The sequence below is a fragment of the Citrobacter sp. RHBSTW-00671 genome (genome assembly GCF_014103415.1).
In the GTDB taxonomy this organism is placed as follows: Bacteria; Pseudomonadota; Gammaproteobacteria; order Enterobacterales; family Enterobacteriaceae; genus Citrobacter.
Genome location: NZ_JABXPR010000001.1, coordinates 3130011 through 3149535 on the forward strand (window position 1 = coordinate 3130011; position 19525 = coordinate 3149535).

At 50.1% G+C, this 19525-nt stretch carries 22 protein-coding genes and 1 riboswitch; of the genes, 11 read left to right on the plus strand and 11 right to left on the minus strand.

Features of this window, described 5'->3' with window-relative positions:
* The first annotated feature begins 36 nt into the window (after positions 1-36).
* From asr to HV261_RS15005, 3 genes are all read left to right on the plus strand, one after another.
* Positions 37-432 (plus strand): acid resistance repetitive basic protein Asr, encoded by a 396-nt coding sequence (asr, locus tag HV261_RS15000; protein ID WP_202038696.1) that lies wholly within the window; start codon positions 37-39, stop codon positions 430-432.
* 86 nt (positions 433-518) lie between these two features.
* Complete coding sequence (gene ydgU, locus HV261_RS28090) at positions 519-602, plus strand: small membrane protein YdgU (RefSeq protein WP_049259791.1); 84 nt, start codon at positions 519-521, stop codon at positions 600-602.
* 100 nt (positions 603-702) lie between these two features.
* Positions 703-1524, plus strand: coding sequence for a trypsin-like serine peptidase (locus tag HV261_RS15005; protein WP_202038697.1), 822 nt, complete (start codon positions 703-705; stop codon positions 1522-1524).
* 34 nt (positions 1525-1558) lie between these two features.
* On the opposite strand, the gene mdtI is transcribed toward HV261_RS15005, so the two are convergent.
* The 3 genes from mdtI to HV261_RS28000 all read right to left on the minus strand — a co-directional run bounded on the left by mdtI (position 1559) and on the right by HV261_RS28000 (position 2518).
* Positions 1559-1888: a multidrug/spermidine efflux SMR transporter subunit MdtI gene (mdtI, locus tag HV261_RS15010; protein WP_040233868.1), complete on the minus strand. Its 330-nt coding sequence runs from the start codon at positions 1886-1888 to the stop codon at positions 1559-1561.
* Positions 1875-2240 (minus strand): multidrug/spermidine efflux SMR transporter subunit MdtJ, encoded by a 366-nt coding sequence (gene mdtJ, locus HV261_RS15015; protein WP_161958620.1) that lies wholly within the window; start codon positions 2238-2240, stop codon positions 1875-1877. Before mdtJ ends, mdtI begins: the two co-directional genes overlap by 14 nt.
* 107 nt (positions 2241-2347) lie before the next feature.
* Positions 2348-2518 carry a protein YdgV gene (locus tag HV261_RS28000; protein WP_086523670.1) on the minus strand — a complete coding sequence of 57 codons (171 nt, stop codon included), beginning with the start codon at positions 2516-2518 and terminating at the stop codon, positions 2348-2350.
* A gap of 130 nt (positions 2519-2648) precedes the next feature.
* Between HV261_RS28000 and HV261_RS15020 the strand changes: the two genes are divergently transcribed.
* Positions 2649-3683, plus strand: coding sequence for an AI-2E family transporter (locus HV261_RS15020; protein ID WP_137381241.1), 1035 nt, complete (start codon positions 2649-2651; stop codon positions 3681-3683).
* A 31-nt stretch (positions 3684-3714) separates the two neighbouring features.
* Here the strand turns inward: HV261_RS15020 and HV261_RS15025 are convergent, their stop codons facing one another.
* Entirely contained in the window at positions 3715-4911 is a 1197-nt protein-coding gene (locus HV261_RS15025) for a multidrug effflux MFS transporter (protein WP_202038698.1), read from the minus strand.
* A gap of 262 nt (positions 4912-5173) precedes the next feature.
* Here HV261_RS15025 and HV261_RS15030 point away from each other — a divergent pair, with 262 nt between their 5' ends.
* Positions 5174-6025, plus strand: a complete 852-nt coding sequence (locus HV261_RS15030; protein ID WP_202038699.1) for an aldo/keto reductase — start codon at positions 5174-5176, stop codon at positions 6023-6025.
* 45 nt (positions 6026-6070) lie between these two features.
* Here HV261_RS15030 and pntB read toward each other — a convergent pair whose 3' ends face one another.
* Positions 6071-7459, minus strand: a complete 1389-nt coding sequence (gene pntB, locus HV261_RS15035; RefSeq protein WP_202038700.1) for a Re/Si-specific NAD(P)(+) transhydrogenase subunit beta — start codon at positions 7457-7459, stop codon at positions 6071-6073.
* Between the two features lie 10 nt (positions 7460-7469).
* Complete coding sequence (gene pntA, locus HV261_RS15040; protein ID WP_202038701.1) at positions 7470-8999, minus strand: Re/Si-specific NAD(P)(+) transhydrogenase subunit alpha; 1530 nt, start codon at positions 8997-8999, stop codon at positions 7470-7472.
* 525 nt (positions 9000-9524) lie between these two features.
* Here pntA and ydgH point away from each other — a divergent pair.
* From ydgH to folM, 3 genes are all read left to right on the plus strand, one after another.
* Positions 9525-10469: a DUF1471 family protein YdgH gene (gene ydgH / locus HV261_RS15045; RefSeq protein ID WP_202038702.1), complete on the plus strand. Its 945-nt coding sequence runs from the start codon at positions 9525-9527 to the stop codon at positions 10467-10469.
* Between the two features lie 187 nt (positions 10470-10656).
* The gene (locus HV261_RS15050) at positions 10657-12039 is read left to right on the plus strand and encodes an amino acid permease (RefSeq protein WP_155021031.1); all 1383 of its coding nucleotides are present in this window, start codon (positions 10657-10659) and stop codon (positions 12037-12039) included.
* A gap of 37 nt (positions 12040-12076) precedes the next feature.
* Positions 12077-12799 carry a dihydromonapterin reductase gene (gene folM, locus HV261_RS15055; RefSeq protein ID WP_202038703.1) on the plus strand — a complete coding sequence of 241 codons (723 nt, stop codon included), beginning with the start codon at positions 12077-12079 and terminating at the stop codon, positions 12797-12799.
* Here folM and HV261_RS15060 read toward each other — a convergent pair.
* The gene (locus HV261_RS15060) at positions 12796-13131 is read right to left on the minus strand and encodes a GlpM family protein (protein ID WP_005121178.1); all 336 of its coding nucleotides are present in this window, start codon (positions 13129-13131) and stop codon (positions 12796-12798) included. The two genes, folM and HV261_RS15060, sit on opposite strands and share 4 nt — an antisense overlap.
* Positions 13132-13257: 126 nt before the next feature.
* On the opposite strand from HV261_RS15060, the gene rstA reads away from it, so the two are divergent.
* A complete protein-coding gene (gene rstA, locus HV261_RS15065; protein ID WP_202038704.1) occupies positions 13258-13992 on the plus strand; it encodes a two-component system response regulator RstA in 735 nt (244 codons plus the stop codon).
* Between the two features lie 84 nt (positions 13993-14076).
* On the opposite strand, the gene HV261_RS15070 is transcribed toward rstA, so the two are convergent.
* Together HV261_RS15070 and HV261_RS15075 are read right to left on the minus strand one after the other, a co-directional pair.
* The gene (locus HV261_RS15070) at positions 14077-15105 is read right to left on the minus strand and encodes a HoxN/HupN/NixA family nickel/cobalt transporter (protein WP_202038705.1); all 1029 of its coding nucleotides are present in this window, start codon (positions 15103-15105) and stop codon (positions 14077-14079) included.
* Between the two features lie 121 nt (positions 15106-15226).
* Positions 15227-16057 carry an aminoglycoside phosphotransferase family protein gene (locus tag HV261_RS15075; RefSeq protein WP_442781056.1) on the minus strand — a complete coding sequence of 277 codons (831 nt, stop codon included), beginning with the start codon at positions 16055-16057 and terminating at the stop codon, positions 15227-15229.
* Positions 16058-16133: 76 nt separating this feature from the next.
* Positions 16134-16195: riboswitch (Fluoride riboswitch) on the plus strand.
* An 87-nt stretch (positions 16196-16282) separates the two neighbouring features.
* Here HV261_RS15075 and HV261_RS15080 point away from each other — a divergent pair.
* Positions 16283-17053, plus strand: coding sequence for a chloride channel protein (locus HV261_RS15080; RefSeq protein ID WP_202039703.1), 771 nt, complete (start codon positions 16283-16285; stop codon positions 17051-17053).
* Between the two features lie 170 nt (positions 17054-17223).
* Here the strand turns inward: HV261_RS15080 and HV261_RS15085 are convergent, their stop codons facing one another.
* Both HV261_RS15085 and HV261_RS15090 read right to left on the minus strand, forming a co-directional pair.
* The gene (locus HV261_RS15085; RefSeq protein WP_137381251.1) at positions 17224-17469 is read right to left on the minus strand and encodes a hypothetical protein; all 246 of its coding nucleotides are present in this window, start codon (positions 17467-17469) and stop codon (positions 17224-17226) included.
* 10 nt (positions 17470-17479) lie between these two features.
* On the minus strand, positions 17480-17959 hold the full coding sequence (locus tag HV261_RS15090; protein ID WP_271440555.1) for an outer membrane beta-barrel protein: 480 nt from the start codon (positions 17957-17959) through the stop codon (positions 17480-17482).
* A 258-nt stretch (positions 17960-18217) separates the two neighbouring features.
* Between HV261_RS15090 and HV261_RS15095 the strand changes: the two genes are divergently transcribed.
* Entirely contained in the window at positions 18218-19009 is a 792-nt protein-coding gene (locus HV261_RS15095) for a PhzF family protein (RefSeq protein WP_202038707.1), read from the plus strand.
* The last annotated feature ends 516 nt before the right edge of the window (positions 19010-19525 follow it).

Sequence of the window (19525 nt, forward strand, 5' to 3'; positions counted from 1 at the left end):
TGGGGTTGAATGAAAAACCAAATCGAGGGTATGAGAATGAAAAAAGTATTAGCTCTGGTTGTTGCCGCTGCTATGGGTCTGTCTTCCGCTGCATTTGCTGCTGAAACAACTGCGACTACCGCTCCGACTGCTGCTGCGACCACGAAAGCTGCACCGGCAAAAACCACTCATCATAAAAAACAGCACAAAGCAGCGCCGCAGAAAGCACAGGCTGCCAAAAAGCACGCTAAAAAATCCACGACTAAACCGGCTGTAGAACAAAAAGCGCCAGAGCAGAAAGCTCAGGCTGCCAAAAAACACACCAAAAAAGCCGCAACTAAACCAGCTGCAACCAAACCAGCCGCAGAGCAGAAAGCTCAGGCCGCTAAAAAACACACCAAAAAAGCAGTAAAACACGAAACCGCTAAACCTGCTGCTCAACCGGCTGCATAAAACATCTGTAGTAACCATGGCGTCCCCCATGCCATAGCATACGGCGCTAAATCAGTCTGATTTAGCGCCGCCTTTCGGAGGGTAAAATGGTGTCACATTACCGCTTTGAGTTCATTCTTATTACCCTGATAATTTGCGCTCTTATCGCCATGCATTTTTATCTTTCCTGAGTGTAGTTATCTGATTTTACTCCCACTTTCCCGCCGTCCCGTCTATAGTATTAACTGAGGGTTTGCTGTTAATAATCATAATTCCCCACCAGAGTGTGATATGCATAAAACCATTGCGGTATTACTGGGTTCAATTTGTCTATTTCCTGTCGTTGCACATGCGGAGCAGCCTGCAACGACCGCTGCTGAAGCCGATAACATAAAAACGCTGTTTTTTGGTCATGATGATCGTGTGAGGGTGACTGACCCGACACAATCACCGTGGGACGCTATCGGGCAACTGGAAACCGCCAGCGGTAACCTGTGTACGGCTACGCTCATTTCACCTCACCTGGCCCTGACCGCCGGGCACTGCTTACTCACCCCACCGAAAGGCAAGCCGGATAAAGCCGTCGCGCTACGTTTTGTGTCGAAAAAGGGTATCTGGCGCTATGAAATCCACGGCATTGAAGGACGGGTTGATCCCTCTCTCGGCAAGCGCTTAAAAGCAGATGGTGACGGCTGGATTGTCCCACCTTCTGCGGCACCGTGGGATTTTGGTCTGGTGGTGTTACGTTATCCCCCCTCCGGGATCGCGCCGCTACCGTTATTTGACGGTGATAAAGCCGCGTTAACCGCAGCGCTAAAAGCCGCTGACCGTAAAGTGACTCAGTCGGGGTATCCGGAAGATCACCTGGATGACCTGTACACGCATCAGGATTGCGTGGTAACTGGCTGGGCACAAAATACCGTCCTGTCACATCAGTGCGATACGCTCCCTGGCGATAGCGGCTCCCCATTGATGCTAAAGACAGATTCAGGCTGGCAATTGATTGGTGTGCAAAGCTCCGCTCCAGCAGCAAAAGATCGCTGGCGGGCAGATAATCGCGCCATTTCTGTGACGGGGTTTCGCGATAAACTCGAAGCACTGGCGAAGGGATAACACATGCTGCCCACATTTGCGGGCAGCACGAAGATTAGGCAAGTTTGATCATGATCATTCCGGCCAGCAGCAAGGCGACGCCAATCCAGCCTTTGTTATTCAGGCGCTGACCAAAAAGCACCCATCCTGCGGCTAACGTTGCGGCGATCCCGAATCCTCCCCACAGCGCGTAGGCGACAGAAAGATCGATTCCTTTTACCGCCTGGGACAGCGCACTAAATGCCGCTAATACCGCCACCAGCGACAACACGCCATAAGCCTTACGGCGGAAACCATCGGAAAATTTTAAGAAGACGTTAGCAACGATTTCAAGAACGATAGCCATTCCAAGCCAGGCACCGTGAACCCACTCAAACTGCTGCATGGGTCACCTCCCTCCTCGCTTTTGCTGGCTTGCGTGTACCCGATTTGATCAACACAATGCCTAACACCAGCGAGACCAGTCCAGCAACTTTCATCGTGGTCAAGGTTTCGTCGAATAACAGCACGCTAAACAGCGTAATAAATAAAATTCCGATACCTTCCCATAAGGCATAGGCCACACCAAGGGCGATTTTTTTAACGGCAAAACTGAGAAAAATATACGATAAGGCGATCATTACCAGCATTAAAATAAAGCCCGCATTACCATGGCCTACGCTGGCCCATTTCATTGACAGCGTACCGGTAATTTCAGCCGCAATGGCCAGACCTAATAATATCCAGTAAAACATGATGCTTCTCCTGCTTGAGAATATAGTCCTTTGGGCCTACTGCATGCAGTAAACCAAAAAATAGAATCAGATAGCTCAGCGCATAACGCCAGCTCAGGCAGAAGAAGGGACTAAAGCGCGTTGCGCCAGTGTTGCTCACCCGCAAGCAAGAAAGTGGAAGAGGTACGAAGAAGTGTAGGTAAACGCAAAAACATCCTGAACGTATTGTCCATAATATTACAATTATCCGCAGTGTTGCTTCTCATCATCGCGGATGATAATTGTCCTCGGTAGTTAAACACAGATGATTTGTATCATAGGTTCAATGCGAACTCAAAATCTTTTCACTTCTTTACCCGGCTCGTTTGATTTTTGTTATAACGGCTCGAGGCAGATCACATTATTATATAGATAAAAAACTCAGGGATTCACATGGCAAAACCGATCATCACGCTTAACGGCCTAAAAATAGTTATTATGCTTGGCATGTTGGTTATCATTTTAACCGGTATCCGATTTGCCGCCGAAATCATCGTACCGTTTATTCTGGCGTTATTTATCGCCGTCGTGCTTAATCCCGTAGTACAACGCATGGTTAAGCTCCGTATACCGCGTGTATTCGCCGTGTCATTGCTGATTGTTATTATTGTCATGCTAATGGTGCTGCTTCTGGCTTATTTAGGTACCTCCTTAAATGAGCTGGCACGGACACTGCCGCAATATCGTTCGTCCCTGGTTATCCCACTGAAAAATATCGAACCGTGGCTACAACGTGCGGGGATCGGGGTTTCCGTCGACGAGTTGGTGAAATATGTTGACCCGAACGCTGCAATGACGCTGGTCACCAATTTATTAACGCAACTCTCCAATGCGATGTCCTCGATATTTCTACTATTGCTGACCGTGGTTTTTATGCTGCTGGAAGTACCGCAACTCCCCGGCAAACTCAAACAAATGATGAGCCGCCCTCTTGAAGGAATGGCCGCGATCCAACGCGCTATCGACAGTGTCTCGCACTATCTGGTGCTAAAAACCGCCATCAGTATCGTCACCGGACTGGTCGCCTGGGGCATGCTTGCCGCGCTGGATGTCCGCTTCGCGTTTGTCTGGGGACTGCTGGCCTTTGCCCTGAATTATATTCCTAACATCGGTTCGGTGCTGGCAGCGATTCCCCCTATTGCTCAGGTACTGGTATTCAGTGGTTTTTACGACGCGTTGCTCGTGCTGGCAGGTTATCTTGTGATTAACCTGGTGTTCGGCAATATCCTCGAACCACGCATCATGGGGCGAGGGTTGGGGCTTTCTACGCTGGTGGTGTTCCTGTCGCTGATTTTTTGGGGCTGGCTGCTCGGCCCCGTTGGAATGCTGCTTTCAGTACCGCTGACCATCATCGTAAAGATTGCCCTTGAGCAAACAAATGGTGGTCAAAGCATTGCTGTCCTGCTGAGCGATCTTAACAAAGAATAAGTGTATGCCCTGCTCTCGCGGGGCTGTTCAACTACTGTTTGACACGGAATACCAGTGCAGCGCTCATCAGTGTGAATAGCGCAATAATCCAGGCCATGGTCCAGGGGGTGCCGTCACTCAATCTCGCCAGCAGTAAAGACGAGATGATGCCACTGCCATACTGTAATGAACCAATCAGCGCCGAAGCTGAACCGGCGATATTGGGAGCGGCATCCAGCGCGGCGGCCGTCGACGTTGCGGCAATGATTCCATTCATCGAAAACAGCAGAAACACAGTGATGATAATGGCAATAACTCCTCCTATTTCCAGCTTAACCAGCAACGCCAATGCAACAGCAGCCAGTGCCGCCAACATCGTCGCGTACTTCAGCAACTGTTCTAACGCATGCCGTTGCACCAACCGGCGGTTGACCGCACTCATCGCCATAACGCCAACAATATTTAACGCAAATAACCAGCCGTAATGCTGTGGATCGACATGGTAGTAGCGAATATAAACAAATGGCGAACCGGTAATAAACGCATACGCCCCCACATAATAAAAGGTCAGACTCAGGGTGTAGCGCATAAATTGACCATTGGTTAACAGAGTGCGGTAATGACGAAATGCGCCTGCCAGTGAGGCTTTTACGCGTCTTTCTTCAGGGAGTGTTTCCGGCAACCACAGCAGCGAGATAAACATCAGCACGCCAATGACCACCAGCAACCAAAAAATAGAGTGCCAGGTGCTCAGTCGAATAATTTGCCCACCAATCAATGGCCCTGCGATGGGGGCAATCGCCATAACCAGTACCAGGGTAGATAACATTTGCGCCGCACGAGTACGAGCAAAGAGATCACGAATCATGGCACGCGCCAGCATCGGCCCGGTGCAAGCCCCCAGCGCCTGAAAGACCCGCCAGAAAACAATTTGCGTGATATCCGTAGACAGCGCACACCCCGCTGAACCGATGATAAACAGCACCATGCCGATGAACAGCGGTTTACGTCGACCCAGATGATCGCTGATCGGTCCCCAGATCAGCTGCGCAATAGCAAACCCCACCAAAAAACCGGTAACAGTAAGCTCCACATTGCCGTTTAAATCCCCTGCCATGGTCGGCATCGCCGGGAGATAGATATCGGTTGAAAGTGAAGTAAAGGCCATCAAGCCGCTGAGGATAAGAATAAAAGAGAGACCGGTGTGGCTTGCAGTCGCAACCGACGAGCGCTGTTCACGTGTACGCATAGCGTCCTGTTATCTTAGGAAAAGTCAGGTGGCAGTATATACGGGGTGAATGGCAGTGATTAGATAGCGAAAGAAGCATAAGTTTATGAGTATCAATCATGAATCCCCCCCCTTTCTCACCAAATATATGGGACATACCTCGCATACTATCCTGCTAAAAATGAATTTTACTCATAGGTCTATGCTGATTTAACCGACTAATAGTGTGAACAGATTCTTGCTAATCTGCTGCCAATGCAAAAATGATGTTCAGGAGCGTTCCATGAATACAACCGTCTTAAATAATGGTGTTGAGATGCCTCTGCTCGGTTTTGGCGTATACCAAATGACCGACGCTAACGAGTGTGAGCAAGCCGTGCGGGATGCCATCGAAACAGGATATCGCCTGATCGATACCGCCGCCTCCTATCTGAATGAAACTCAGGTCGGCAATGCGCTGCAACAAAGCGGCGTACCTCGCGATGAACTCTTCATCACCACCAAGCTGTGGTTACAAGATACCAGCTACGCCGGCGCGAAAGCTCAGTTTGCGCGTTCGTTGCAGCGCCTTCAGCTTGACTACCTTGACCTGTATTTAATCCACCAGCCCTATGGCGACGTGCACGGCGCCTGGCGTGCTATGGAGGAACTCTACGAGGAAGGGAAAATTCGCGCGATTGGCGTCAGCAATTTTCACCCGGACCGTCTGGCCGATTTGGTGGCCTTCAACCGCATCATCCCGGCGGTGAACCAGATAGAGGTGAATCCCTTCCACCAGCAACCGCATGCCGTAGCCTGGATGCAGAGCCGCAATATTCAACCACAGGCCTGGGCGCCGTTCGCCGAGGGGCGCAACGACCTGTTTCAAAATCCGACACTGGCCACAATTGGTGAGAAGTACGGGAAAAGCATCGGTCAGGTGGTGCTGCGTTGGATTTATCAGCGCGGAATTATTTCTCTGGCGAAAACCGTGCGCAAAGCGCGTATGACAGAGAATATTCAGATACTGGATTTTGCCTTAACGGCTGAAGAAATGACGCAAATCGCCGCCATGGATGCCGGGATCAGCGCATTTTTCTCGCATCGCGATCCGGCTCGTGTGGAATGGATTACCCAGCGTAAACTGGATGTTTAACAAAAAAACGGCCTCCGCAGAGGCCGTCTTACTTTTAAGCACGCATTACAACGCTTTCAGAATCGCATCCACACTGGCTTTGGCATCGCCAAACAGCATATGGGTGTTTTCTTTAAAGAACAGCGGGTTCTGCACGCCTGCATAACCGGTGTTCATTGAGCGTTTGAACACGATAACATTCTGCGCTTTCCACACTTCCAGCACTGGCATTCCGGCAATTGGGCTGCGCGGATCGTCCTGCGCTGCCGGGTTTACCGTATCGTTCGCGCCAATAACCAGCACGGTATCGGTATCGGCGAAATCATCGTTGATCTCATCCATTTCCAACACGATGTCATACGGCACTTTGGCTTCCGCCAGCAGCACGTTCATATGACCAGGCAAGCGTCCTGCTACCGGGTGAATACCAAAACGGACTTTGATACCACGGGCGCGCAGTTTCTCAGTAATTTCCGCCACCGGATACTGCGCCTGCGCCACCGCCATACCGTAGCCCGGGGTGATAATCACGGAATGCGAGTTTTTCAGCATTTCAGCGGTATCTTCGGCATTAATCTCGTGATGTTCACCGGCTTCTTCGGCATCACCGGTTGAGGAGCCGTCAGTGCCAAACCCACCCGCAATAACGCTGACGAAAGAGCGGTTCATTGCCTTACACATAATGTAAGACAGGATCGCACCCGAGGAACCGACCAGCGCACCGGTAACGATCAACAGATCGTTGCTCAGCATAAAGCCTGCCGCTGCTGCTGCCCATCCTGAATAGGAGTTCAGCATAGAGACGACGACTGGCATATCGGCCCCACCGATGGATGCGACCAGGTGCCAGCCAAACGCCAGGGCGATAATGGTCATCACCAACAGCGCCAGGACCTGCAGGCCCAAGCTCTCGGTACGAACAAACACGACCAGCAGCAGGAAAGAAACCACCAGCGCCGCCAGGTTCAGCTTATGGCGGTTCGGCAGCATCAGCGGCTTAGATGAGATCTTGCCGCGCAGTTTACCAAACGCCACGATAGAACCAGTGAAGGTGACTGCACCGATAAAGATGCCGAGGAACACTTCAGTCAGGTGAATGTTCACCAGGATCGGTTCCAGACCGGTATCGTGATACAGATAGCTGTTGAAACCAACCAGTACGGCGGCCAGACCGACGAAGCTGTGCAGAATCGCCACCAGCTCCGGCATCTCGGTCATCTCGACTCTTTTCGCCAGACGAATACCAATTGCGCCACCGATGATCATTGCGACCAGAATCCAGGCGACGTTGCCGGTATCCGGGCCAAAAATCGTGGCAATCAGCGCAATCGCCATCCCGGCGATGCCGTAGTTGTTACCCTGTTGCGACGTTTCGTGTTTGGAAAGCCCCGCCAGACTAAAAATAAACAGGATTGCGGCAACAATGTATGCAGCTGTAACTAATCCTCCAGACATATGTTACCCCTTAGTTTTTCCGGAACATTTTCAGCATGCGCTGAGTCACGGTGAAGCCACCGAAAATATTAATGCTGGCAATAAGCACCGCGATAAAGCTCAGGAAACTCACCCAGCCGCCCTGGCCAATTTGTAATAATGCCCCCACGACGATGATCCCGGAGATAGCGTTAGTCACGGACATCAGCGGGGTATGCAACGCATGCGAGACATTCCACACCACGTAGTAACCTACCACGCAGGAAAGTGCGAACACCGTAAAGTGTCCGAGGAACTCTTTTGGCGCGACATCGGCTAGCCAGCCAAACAGAATCACCACCAGCGCCATCAGCGCATATTTGCGCCATGGGGATGCAGGTTTTTTCTCTACCTGTGGTGCAGGAGCAGCTTTAGGCGCCGCCTGTGGCTGAGCAGAAACCTGGATAGGGGGTGCAGGCCACGTAATTTCACCATCGCGAACCACTGTCACGCCACGCACCACCACATCGTCAAAATCAACGGTGATGTTGCCGTCTTTCTCTTTGCACAACAGTTTCAGCAGGTTGACAAGGTTGGTGCCATACAATTGCGAAGACTGAGTCGGTAAACGACCCGGCAAATCGGTATAGCCAATGACCTTGACGCCGTTCTCGGTGGTGGTCACCTGATTGGCAACGGTATACTCGCAGTTACCCCCGTTTTGCGCGGCGAGATCGACAATCACGCTGCCGGACTTCATCGAATCAACCATCTCTCGCGTGATCAGTTTCGGCGCAGGTTTCCCTGGGATCAGCGCGGTGGTAACGATGATGTCGACGTCTTTTGCCTGCGCGGCGAACAGCTCCATCTCCGCTTTAATAAACGCTTCGGACATCACTTTGGCGTAGCCATCGCCGCTGCCCGCTTCTTCTTTAAAGTCCAGCTCAAGGAACTCAGCGCCCATACTCTGAACTTGTTCTTTTACTTCCGGGCGTGTGTCAAAGGCGCGAACAATCGCCCCGAGGCTGTTTGCCGCACCGATAGCGGCCAATCCCGCCACACCAGCACCGATCACCATCACCTTGGCAGGTGGAACTTTACCCGCCGCGGTAATTTGCCCGGTAAAGAACCGACCGAACTCATGTGCCGCTTCAACAATTGCACGGTACCCGGCAATATTGGCCATCGAGCTTAAGGCATCCAGAGACTGCGCACGCGAAATACGCGGCACAGAATCCATCGCCATGACCGTCACATTTCGCTCAGCGAGTTTTTGCAGTAACTCTGGGTTCTGCGCAGGCCAGAGAAAACTCACCAGCGTGGTACCCGGATTAAGCAACGGAATCTCAAACGCTTCTGGCGCGTTGACCTTCAGGATAATCTCTGACTGCCAGACAGCATTCCCGTCAACAATTTCTGCGCCTGCTTGCACAAACGCCTTATCGTCAAAACTAGCCAGTTGACCTGCGCCGCTTTCAACCGCGACGCTAAAACCCAGCTTCAGCAGCTGCTCAACCGTTTTCGGTGTGGCTGCAACACGGGTTTCATTGGTTAACCGTTCTTTTGGTATGCCAATTCGCATAATGTTCCCTTCCATCTGTATTTTTGATGATGGTTTATCAATGTTCGCAAGAGGCATGCGCACACTCCCGAGAGAGCTCAGTGTTACCTCAATAAAATAAAACAGTAACAAACTCTGTATAACCTACTGAAAATGACGCCTGTGATCTAGCGCCAAAAAACAGTATTTATTATGAAATTTGCAAAACAGGAATGAATTCACTCGCAAGCAGGGATAATGCCCTTTAAATAGCCCGCAAAGGCTGATAATTCGCTCAAGCGAAGCGGCAAAACATGATTAAGCGCCACCGTAGAACAATTGATTAACATTAAATTAACTTATGAAATTCAACTGCTTTATCAGTTTTAGCCGCCAAACGCCGAATTTTTAGACATATCACTAAATGTTATCGATGTTGTTAGCATGGGTGGCACGATGAGTGAAAAATCACGCAGACACTGACACAATTTAAATGCAATAATCAGCCACGTTTCTAGTCAATAACAATACCAGTACCTGGTTTGCGCAAGGCGAAGGATTATTTTTATGAAGCTTAAGAACACTCTCCTGGCGTCCGCTCTTCTTTCTGCGACTGCTTTTTCTGTAAATGCAGCGACAGAATTGACGCCGGAGCAAGCAGCTGCCCTGAAACCCTATGACCGCATTGTGGTTACCGGTCGTTTTAATGCTATCGGTGATGCGGTAGACGCCGTATCCCGTCGTGCAGATAAAGACGGTGCAGCCTCCTTTTATGTTGTTGATACCTCAGATTTTGGCAGTGGCGGTAACTGGCGCGTCGTCGCCGATATCTATAAAGCCGACGCGGAAAAAGCAGAAGTCACCAAAAATCGCGTCATCAACGGCGTTATGGAATTACCCAAAGACCAGGCCGTTCTGATTGAACCTTTCGATACCGTTACGGTTCAGGGTTTCTTCCGCAGCCAGCCTGAAGTAAATGATGCCATCACCAAAGTGGCGAAAGAAAAAGGGGCTTACTCTTTCTATATCGTACGCCAGGTTGATGCCAACCAGGGTGGTAACCAGCGTATTACCGCATTCATCTACAAAGAAGATGCGAAAAAACGTGTTGTTCAAAGCCCTGATGCGATCCCTGCTGATTCTGATGCCGGACGTGCCGCGTTAGCAGCCGGTGGCGAAGCCGCGAAGAAAGTTGAAATTCCTGGCGTGGCAACAACCGCGTCGCCGAGTGCCGAAGTGGGTCGTTTCTTCGAAACTCAGTCAACTAAAGGCGGACGTTACACTGTCACCCTGCCTGACGGTACCAAAGTTGAAGAACTGAACAAAGCTACCGCCGCGATGATGGTGCCGTTCGACAGCATCAAGTTCACCGGTAACTATGGCAACATGACCGAAGTCTCTTACCAGGTTGCTAAACGTGCAGCGAAAAAAGGTGCTAAGTATTACCACATCACCCGCCAGTGGTCGGAACGTGGTAACAACATGACCATCAGCGCCGATCTGTATAAGTAACAGACAATAGTATTAATAAAAGGCGGCTTAATGCCGCCTTTAGCATTTTTAGTCACAAATCTGCCTATCCCCATTGCATGCGCTGTCTTCTCTCCGTAAAATCCCGCGCCTTGAGTCGCTTTCACCATTTTTATGCGATTTGCCAAAATAATTATTCTCTCACTCTCGTTTTTGTAACTGGATACAAATGGAAAAGAAATTGGGTCTGAGCGCACTGACAGCGCTGGTTCTAAGCTCAATGCTTGGCGCTGGTGTTTTCAGCCTGCCACAAAATATGGCTGCAGTAGCCAGCCCGGCAGCGTTATTGATTGGTTGGGCGATTACGGGTGCGGGGATCCTGCTGCTCGCGTTTGCCATGCTGATCCTGACGCGTATCCGCCCGGAACTGGATGGCGGCATCTTTACCTACGCGCGTGAAGGCTTCGGCGAACTGATCGGTTTCTGTTCCGCGTGGGGGTATTGGCTGTGCGCCGTTATCGCTAACGTTTCCTATCTGGTTATCGTCTTTTCCGCACTTAGCTTCTTTACCGATACACCTGCGTTGCGTTTGTTTGGCGACGGGAATACCTGGCAGTCTATTGTCGGTGCATCGGTACTGCTGTGGATCGTGCACTTTCTGGTGTTACGTGGCGTACAGACAGCCGCCAGCATTAATCTGGTGGCGACGCTGGCGAAGTTACTGCCGCTTGGCCTGTTTATCGTTCTGGCATTTATGTTATTTAAGCTCGACACCTTCAGCCTCGACTTTACCGGTGTGAAACTGGGTGTTCCTGTCTGGGAGCAAGTTAAAAACACCATGCTTATCACCCTGTGGGTGTTTATCGGTGTCGAAGGGGCTGTCGTGGTGTCCGCACGGGCGAGGAACAAACGCGATGTCGGACGCGCGACGCTGCTGGCAGTACTTGCCGCGCTTGGCGTCTACCTGTTGGTAACCCTGCTTTCTCTTGGCGTAGTCGCACGCCCGGAACTGGCTGAAATCCGCAACCCATCCATGGCTGGTCTGATGGTTAAAATGATGGGGCCATGGGGCGAAATCATTATCGCCGCGGGTTTGATTGTCTCTGTCTGCGGCGCCTATTTGAGCTGGACGATTATGGCGGCGGAAGTCCCTTTTCTGGCATCCACGCACAAAGCATTCCCGCGTATTTTTGCCCGTCAGAATGCGCAAGGCGCGCCATCGGCATCACTGTGGTTGACTAACATCTGCGTACAGGTCTGTCTGGTGCTGATCTGGCTCACAGGTTCTGACTACAATACGCTGCTGACTATTGCCTCAGAGATGATTCTGGTGCCCTATTTCCTCGTCGGCGCATTTTTGCTGAAAATAGCAACCCGTCCAATTCATCAGGCTGTTGGTGTCGGTGCATGCATTTATGGCTTATGGTTACTGTACGCGTCAGGTCCGATGCACCTGCTGTTGTCCGTGGTGCTGTATGCTCCGGGTTTGCTGGTTTTCCTTTATGCCCGCAAAACTCACGCGCACGACAACGTATTAAAACGCCAGGAAATGGCTTTGATCGGCCTGCTTCTTGTAGCAGCTGTTCCGGCGACCTGGATGCTGATGGGTTAAATAGTTGACCCATCGTTTGCGACTCATGGAGAACTCGATGGGTAAAAAGCCCGCTATGCCAATACTTATCACCGGAGGGGGCCGTCGCATCGGTCTCGCCATCGCGTGGCATTTTCTGAATCAAAAGCAGCCGGTGATCGTCAGCTACCGGACACACTACCCGGCGATTGATGGCCTGCAAGCGGCGGGGGCACAGTGTATTCAGGCTGACTTCGCGACCGACGAAGGTGTCCTCGCTTTTGCCAATGAAGTGAAAGCCCGTACCGAAGGTTTACGCGCTATTGTGCATAATGCCAGCGCCTGGGTTGCTGAAAAACCGGGGCTGCCGCTTTCTGAGGTGCTGTCCAGTATGATGCAGATCCACGTGAATACCCCTTACCTGCTTAATCACGCGCTGGAAGGCCTGCTGCGCGGACATGGGCATGCGGCCAGCGATATTATCCATTTTACTGATTACGTCGTCGAACGCGGCAGCGACAAGCATATTGCGTATGCTGCCAGTAAAGCGGCTCTGGATAATATGACCCGCTCATTCGCCCGCAAACTGGCCCCGGAAGTGAAAGTTAACGCAATCGCCCCCTCGCTAATCCTGTTTAACGAAGGTGACGATGCAGACTATCGCCAGCAGGCGCTGAATAAATCGTTGATGAAAACAGCGCCCGGTGAAAAAGAAGTCATTGATTTAATAGACTACCTGTTTACCAGCTGCTTTGTTACCGGCCGCAGTTTTGCCGTTGATGGTGGTCGTCACCTGCGCTAGTGCAGTTTTATCCAACAAAAGATCAGCAACCACGCGCTCAGGCTCCAGCAAACTACCGAGCCAATGAGCGCGACGGGTAAACGCATAAAACCGGTGAAGTACCACAGTGAAATGAGGTAGACAAAATAGGGAATAATTGACCACATGCTGAATACGATGGTTGTGCGTAATGCCTCTATTCCCCGCTCACTGGCCACAATATAGTGCGCTATCAGCGCAAAGGTCGGGAACAGTGGAATTAACCCCGCAATATAGTAATTCTTTGTTTTAGCCAGTAAACCAATCAGCACCACTACCAGCGCACCCAGCGCCGCTTTTACTACGAGCCCCATCGTTTTGCCTTAACACATCAATAACATCAGCCACTAGCATAACGGAAGCGTTCTCGTTTAGAAAAGATTAATGGAAGGAAAAACGATGGCGGTGTATGTTGGCGTTTTATATTCAAAATGAATGATATGAACACCATCGTATTTGTTGAAGATGATCCTGAAGTAGGTTCGCTGATTGCGGCCTATCTGGCCCGGCATGATATTGAGGTTATCGTTGAACCTCGTGGTGATATGGCCGAAGAGAAAATCCTGCAAGTGCAACCCGATCTGGTGTTGTTAGATATTATGCTTCCAGGTAAAGACGGTATGACTATTTGCCGTGATTTACGTGGGCGCTGGCAAGGTCCAATTGTCCTGCTGACTTCGCTGGACAGCGACATGAACCATATTCTGGCCCTCGAAATGGGTGCCTGCGACTATATCCTGAAAACCACACCACCGGCGGTACTGCTGGCTCGCCTGCGCCTGCATTTACGCCAAAACGAACATTCAGCCCAGGCAAAAGGGATTCAGGCTGCCACCATCACTCCGCACACCACACTGCGTTTTGGCGCACTGACCATTGACCCAACCAATCGGTCTGTGCTGCTCGGCGGTGAACAAGTCGCCCTCTCTACGGCGGATTTTGAGTTACTTTGGGAACTGGCAACCCATGCCGGGCAGATTATGGATCGCGATGCCTTGCTGAAAAACCTGCGCGGCGTAAGTTACGACGGTATGGACCGCAGTGTCGATGTCGCAATCTCCCGACTACGCAAAAAACTGCTCGATAACGCGACTGAACCCTATCGAATCAAAACGGTACGCAACAAAGGTTATCTGTTCGCTCCGCATGCCTGGGACGACGAGCCTCAGAAATAACCCACCGAATGAACCGCATAACCAATCGCGTGGACGCCATCAACGTGACAGTGTCACGTTGAATTGCATATCGATTTTTCTACCTCAACTGAACGTCAGCCCGTCATATTTTTTCCAGCGGTAGTTCAATGCGGAAATAATCCAACAGGCAATAAAGACACCAATAATGGCAAACCCGACGTTGCCCATGTGGTCACTTAAGTTACTGACCGTGTCCCACAGCCCGCCCTGTAGCGAAAACGCATCAGACAGCAGGCTCAATCCCTCCAGTCCGCCGATAAACAGCGCCACAATCACTGAGGTTCCGGTAATGGTCATATTGTAATACAGCTTACGTTGTGGCTTATTGAATGCCCAACCGTAAGCCTCAACCATCAGAATACTGTCGAGACAATCAATCAGCGCCATACCGCAGGTAAACAGCGCCGGGAAGACTAAAATGGACCAGACAGACATCCCGTTGGAGGCGCTTGAAGCCGATATGCCCAACAACGAGATTTCAGTCGCAGTGTCAAAGCCCAGACCAAATAAGAAGCCAACAAAATACATGTGCCAGTCTTTCCCAACCAACCTGAAGGCTGAGCGGAATAGCCAATTCAGCGGACCAGAAACCGTGACATCTTCGGTGGAGAGATCATAAATACCGGTGCGTTTCAGATGACGGAACGCTTTCCAGACCTGACAGAAAATGATGAGGTTGATGGTAGCCAAAATCAGCAGAAATGCGGCAGAAACGGTGGTGCCGATAATGCCACCAATATTCTGAAACCATACCATATGCTGCTTAAACACGCTGGTGGTCAGAGCAATACCCATACTTGCCAGCACGACGATGGTGGAGTGTCCCAGAGAAAACCATGCCCCCGTCGTCAATGCGCGTTTGTTTTGCTGCATGAGCTTTCGCGTCGCACTATCTATGGCCGCAATATGATCGGCATCGACTGCATGACGCAAACCATAACACCACGCGATCAGGCTCAGTGCCAGAAGTGACGTATTATGCCTAAACGCGGTGAATGCCCAGAGCCAGGCGACTATGTTTGCTCCGATGAGAAAAACCACCAGCAATATGAGGTTTGGCCGTTTTTTTATTAATGAAAACAACGAAGTCATTATTTCCGGCCCACTCGTTTTGTAATAAACAACACAACATCACCGCCGTTCACTGATAGATTAATAAAACGTTTATCAGCCTAATGATAACGTTTAAGAATTACCAGCCCAGTGTCTTAGATCAAAGTTGCCTGCTCTCTTCGTCCAGTTCAGCAATCGCTAGCTCCGCGACACGCAAGGTTATCGCCGCATTTTCCCCATCCTCCAGAAACCATGCAGAAGATAAACCACACCATGCGGCTATCCACATCAGCAGTCGCTGTCGTTCAATCCCGGCTATCTCAGAGACAAGTTGCACGCGTTGATTAAAAATATTTGGGTCTGTCGCGATAGCAACGCCGGGATCGGCAAGGTCAGGATTCGTGAATATATTGGCGTAATCAAACCCTCGCTCACCCAATAGCCCCTTGGGATCAATTGCCAGCCAGCCTGCCGGGCCAAAATCGAGGACATTGCCGTGGTGTAAGTCACCATGCAATACGACCTCATCCTGAGGTGAAGAGAACAACTCGTTTGCAATCTCTGCACAGCGCGTCATGACTCCACCATAGATTTTCGCCGCAGGAGCAAGATGGCGAAACCAGTGCCGCAGCGGCGTTAATACCGGTGTCGACGCATTGGCTGGTCGATGGAGTTGTCGGGCGGTATTGCAAAGAATACGGCATGCCCGCGCATCCTCCCCCGTTCGGGACATCGCGGATAACGAATCCGCTCCTGTTGCGCGGACTAGTAGGGTCGCGCCATGATCATGTGCTATCACTTGCGCGGCACCGCTGCCATTCCACCACACCATAAGCTCACCGCCAGTACGCTCATTTTCATCATCGGTGAGCTTAAGCATGGCTTTCCGCCCCTCCTTGATTGTGGTAACGGGTAATAGCGCTGATGTTCGCGTCATAACCGGATTGCCGTCAGGAATGAGCGCCCATTGGCGAAGCCAGGTTTGAAACATGCATTTTTCCACTGTGTTCCCTCATGTTAGCCAGGCGTCTACGCTCTTTTGCTGAATCGATTCTTGTAGTAATATAGCGCACACAGGGGATGGCATTCCCCCTTGAACCGCCATGTGGCTAATGATGCCTGCTTTATATTCCCGGACCGGGAAGAAGCAGGTGTACGTAGTTTTAGCCATGCTGCGCTGTGTATCCGGGATGAAAACCCATCTGAGGATGCGTCAATGCGCTCAAATCACTTTCTGCTCAATAATTCAATAACTGCACTCGGGCAATGGCTTGCCCTGGCTTTGCTCATCGCCGTACTAACCGGCACAGCTTCTGCATTATTCCTGTTTTCTCTTGATTGGGCCACCACGACCCGAGTCAACCACCATTGGCTTATCTGGTTACTTCCTGTCGCCGGCTTCATTGTAGGATGGATTTATCTGTTGTACGGAAGCGCCGTTGAGGGTGGCAATAACCTCGTTCTTGATGAAATCCACCATCCTCACAGCATCATCCGCCTTCGCATGGCGCCGCTGGTCTTTATCAGCACCGTGATTTCTCATCTGTTTGGTGCCTCAGTCGGGCGTGAAGGAACGGCAGTACAAATGGGAGCATCCATCGCCGATCAGTTTACGCGTCTGTTTAGACTGACACCTGACTCCCGGCGTCTTGTTCTGATGGCGGGCATCAGCGCGGGGTTTTCATCCGTATTTGGCACCCCGCTGGCCGGTGCAATCTTTGGTCTTGCGGGTATGGGGTTTGTCGCTGTCTTTGCCGGGGCCGCAAATACGCCTGTCGCTTCAACACTGATGGCCATTGAGTTATTTGGATCAGAAACGGGAATTTATGCCGCACTGGCCTGCGCGGTTGCCTGGCTGATATCTGGTTATACCGGTATTTATCGTTCTCAGCGGGTTGCCTGCCCGAAACACGGTTTTGTCCCGGAAAACATTAAACTGGCGGATATACCGCATTTCCTCGCGGCAAATACCCGCAAACAGGATTAAATCATTTGGCGATAAAAATGGGGGTTGCCCAATAAGGCGCTGGCTTTGTCGTTATCTCTCAGTCGACAAAGCCGCGCCCAGAAATAATGCCAACGTCATCCCACCTGCCGTGAACCGCTGGCATTATAATTAATCATCGTTTTCATAACCCAATAGCTTTCCTAACTTCCCTACCTTTTCTTTTTATGTTTATTGTTTCCCATGCCTTCTCTGAAAGCATCAGCCTGGGTTTCCGCTGCACGCTCGGTTGCGTAGTTAGCATTCACCGAACGCCAGTATTCTTTTTCCTCATGGTAGCAAGTATCACGACTTACGCCTGTTGCTACGCATCTGTCTACTCGTTGTTGTTCAGTCACGCAGCCGGATAGCAAGGATATAGCGGAGGTGAATAAAACCATCATCATTAACTTTTTCAAAATAGATACCTTAGAATTTCCAGCCCGCGCCCAGAACCACACTATTAGCTTGTGAACCAAAGATCTTAGAACCTTCATAGCCCGCATCGATAGTGAAACCTGCAATGGGGGTTAACTGAATACCCGCTCCATATGCAAAGCCAGTAGATGTATCTGTATCACCATCAGCCTTTATTGCTCCCCTTGCGATACCCGCCAATACGTAAGGTTTGAGGACATCGTTTATGCGATAACTTGCCCCCACCAGAGCAGAACCATATCCACGGTCAATATCGTTTTCATTGTCAGCGGAAATAGAGAGCGAGGAGATGACACCCAAATCACTTTCATCGGGCGTGTATCCATACTTCGCATTAAAACCACTAAGGCTTTTTCCTGCTGTTTTGGTATGAACATAACCGCCGGTAATCACATTTTCACCTGCCAGAACAGATGCCGACAATGCCAATACCACAATGAACAAACCACTGTTGAAATTTAACAATCCCATTACCATTCCTATCATCAATAAGTAACAAATCAGAATAATCAACTGAATTTATAATCACATCGCAAAAGTATATTAGGGTAATTTTCCAGCATTCAGAATTATCAAGAAGTAGTATTTCAAATGAAATTTTACATTAAATAAAAATCATAGCGGGTAGCGAAATAGAAAATAATTCAGGTAGATAAAGAATTGTAAATACCGGATTAACATGGCGTGCTAGAGTGCGATTTCCGCCAGAACTGATGAGAGGTTTACGCTATGCAGCAAATTGATTTTTTTATGATAGATGCCTTTACCACTACCACGTTTGGCGGAAACGCTGCCGCAGTATGCCCACTCACAGAATGGTTGCCTGATGAGACACTATTAAAAATGTCAAAGCAGCATAACCAGTCGGAAACCGCTTTTTTCGTCCCGATTCAGAAAGGTTTTGAATTACGCTGGTTTACGACTCAGGGCGAAATCAACCTCTGTGGCCATGCCACACTTGCTGCGGCACATGTCATCTTTGAACACCTTAATTACCCGAACACCATTATTCATTTTGAAACCCGATTTGTCGGCGCACTGACGGTAAGCCGCAATGGCAAATGGCTGACACTTGATTTTCCTGCATGGGAAACTGAATCTATTATCCCGCCGGCATTACTACTGCAAACGTTAGGTATCACGGAATACAAAGAAGTACGCATGGCGCGTGATTATATGGTCGTGATGGACAATCAGCAGCAAGTTGAAGCGGTTAAACCGGATATTAATGCCATGATCCCTCTCGGGAAAATGGTTTGCATAACCGCGCCGGGTGAAGGTGAATACGACTTTGTTAGCCGTTTCTTCTGCCCTGGAGCGGCTGTAGCAGAAGACCCGGTCACCGGCTCAGCGCACACGATGCTCATCCCTTACTGGGCCAGGCAGCTAAACAAAATGCAGATGCTGGCGCACCAGGGATTCGAACGCGGCGGAGAGTTACGCTGCCAGCTCGTTGGCGACCGTGTGTATATAGGCGGACAGGCAACGACCTATATGATTGGAAAGGTGTTTCTGCGCTAGTACCGCGCTAAGTTGCGCCCACGAAGAACTTACAACTGCAAGCAGACGGATGTAAACAGCCGTATCGGTCGGTATGAGTCAAAACTGGGAATACGTTTGGTATCGCCGTTTACAGAAGATGAGATAATGACAGCGTTACATTCGATGGAGAATCTTGAGGCTTTATTCGACACACTCGAATAATGGCCTCTGGCCTCTCTCATTTATCAAGCTGTTCGTTTATTTTCATCACAACCAATCAAAATCAAAAAAAAATTAACCCACTTCTGCTTTTAAATTTTTTAAAGAGGGTCAGTGTTGTTATTTCAGGTCTATATAACCTTATCAGTCAACTCAAAAATAAGTCGCCTGATTGTCGGTGAAAATACCCATATTTATATAAGTGGTTTCGTTTTTGTGTCGGTGCAGGGTATCGTTGTTGTATAAACGAACTGTTTCCACGTATGCAGGCCTATTGAGTTGTTGCTCTTGCGTTGAGTTAGGTCCATTAAATGACGATCCTGTACAGTCGCCTGG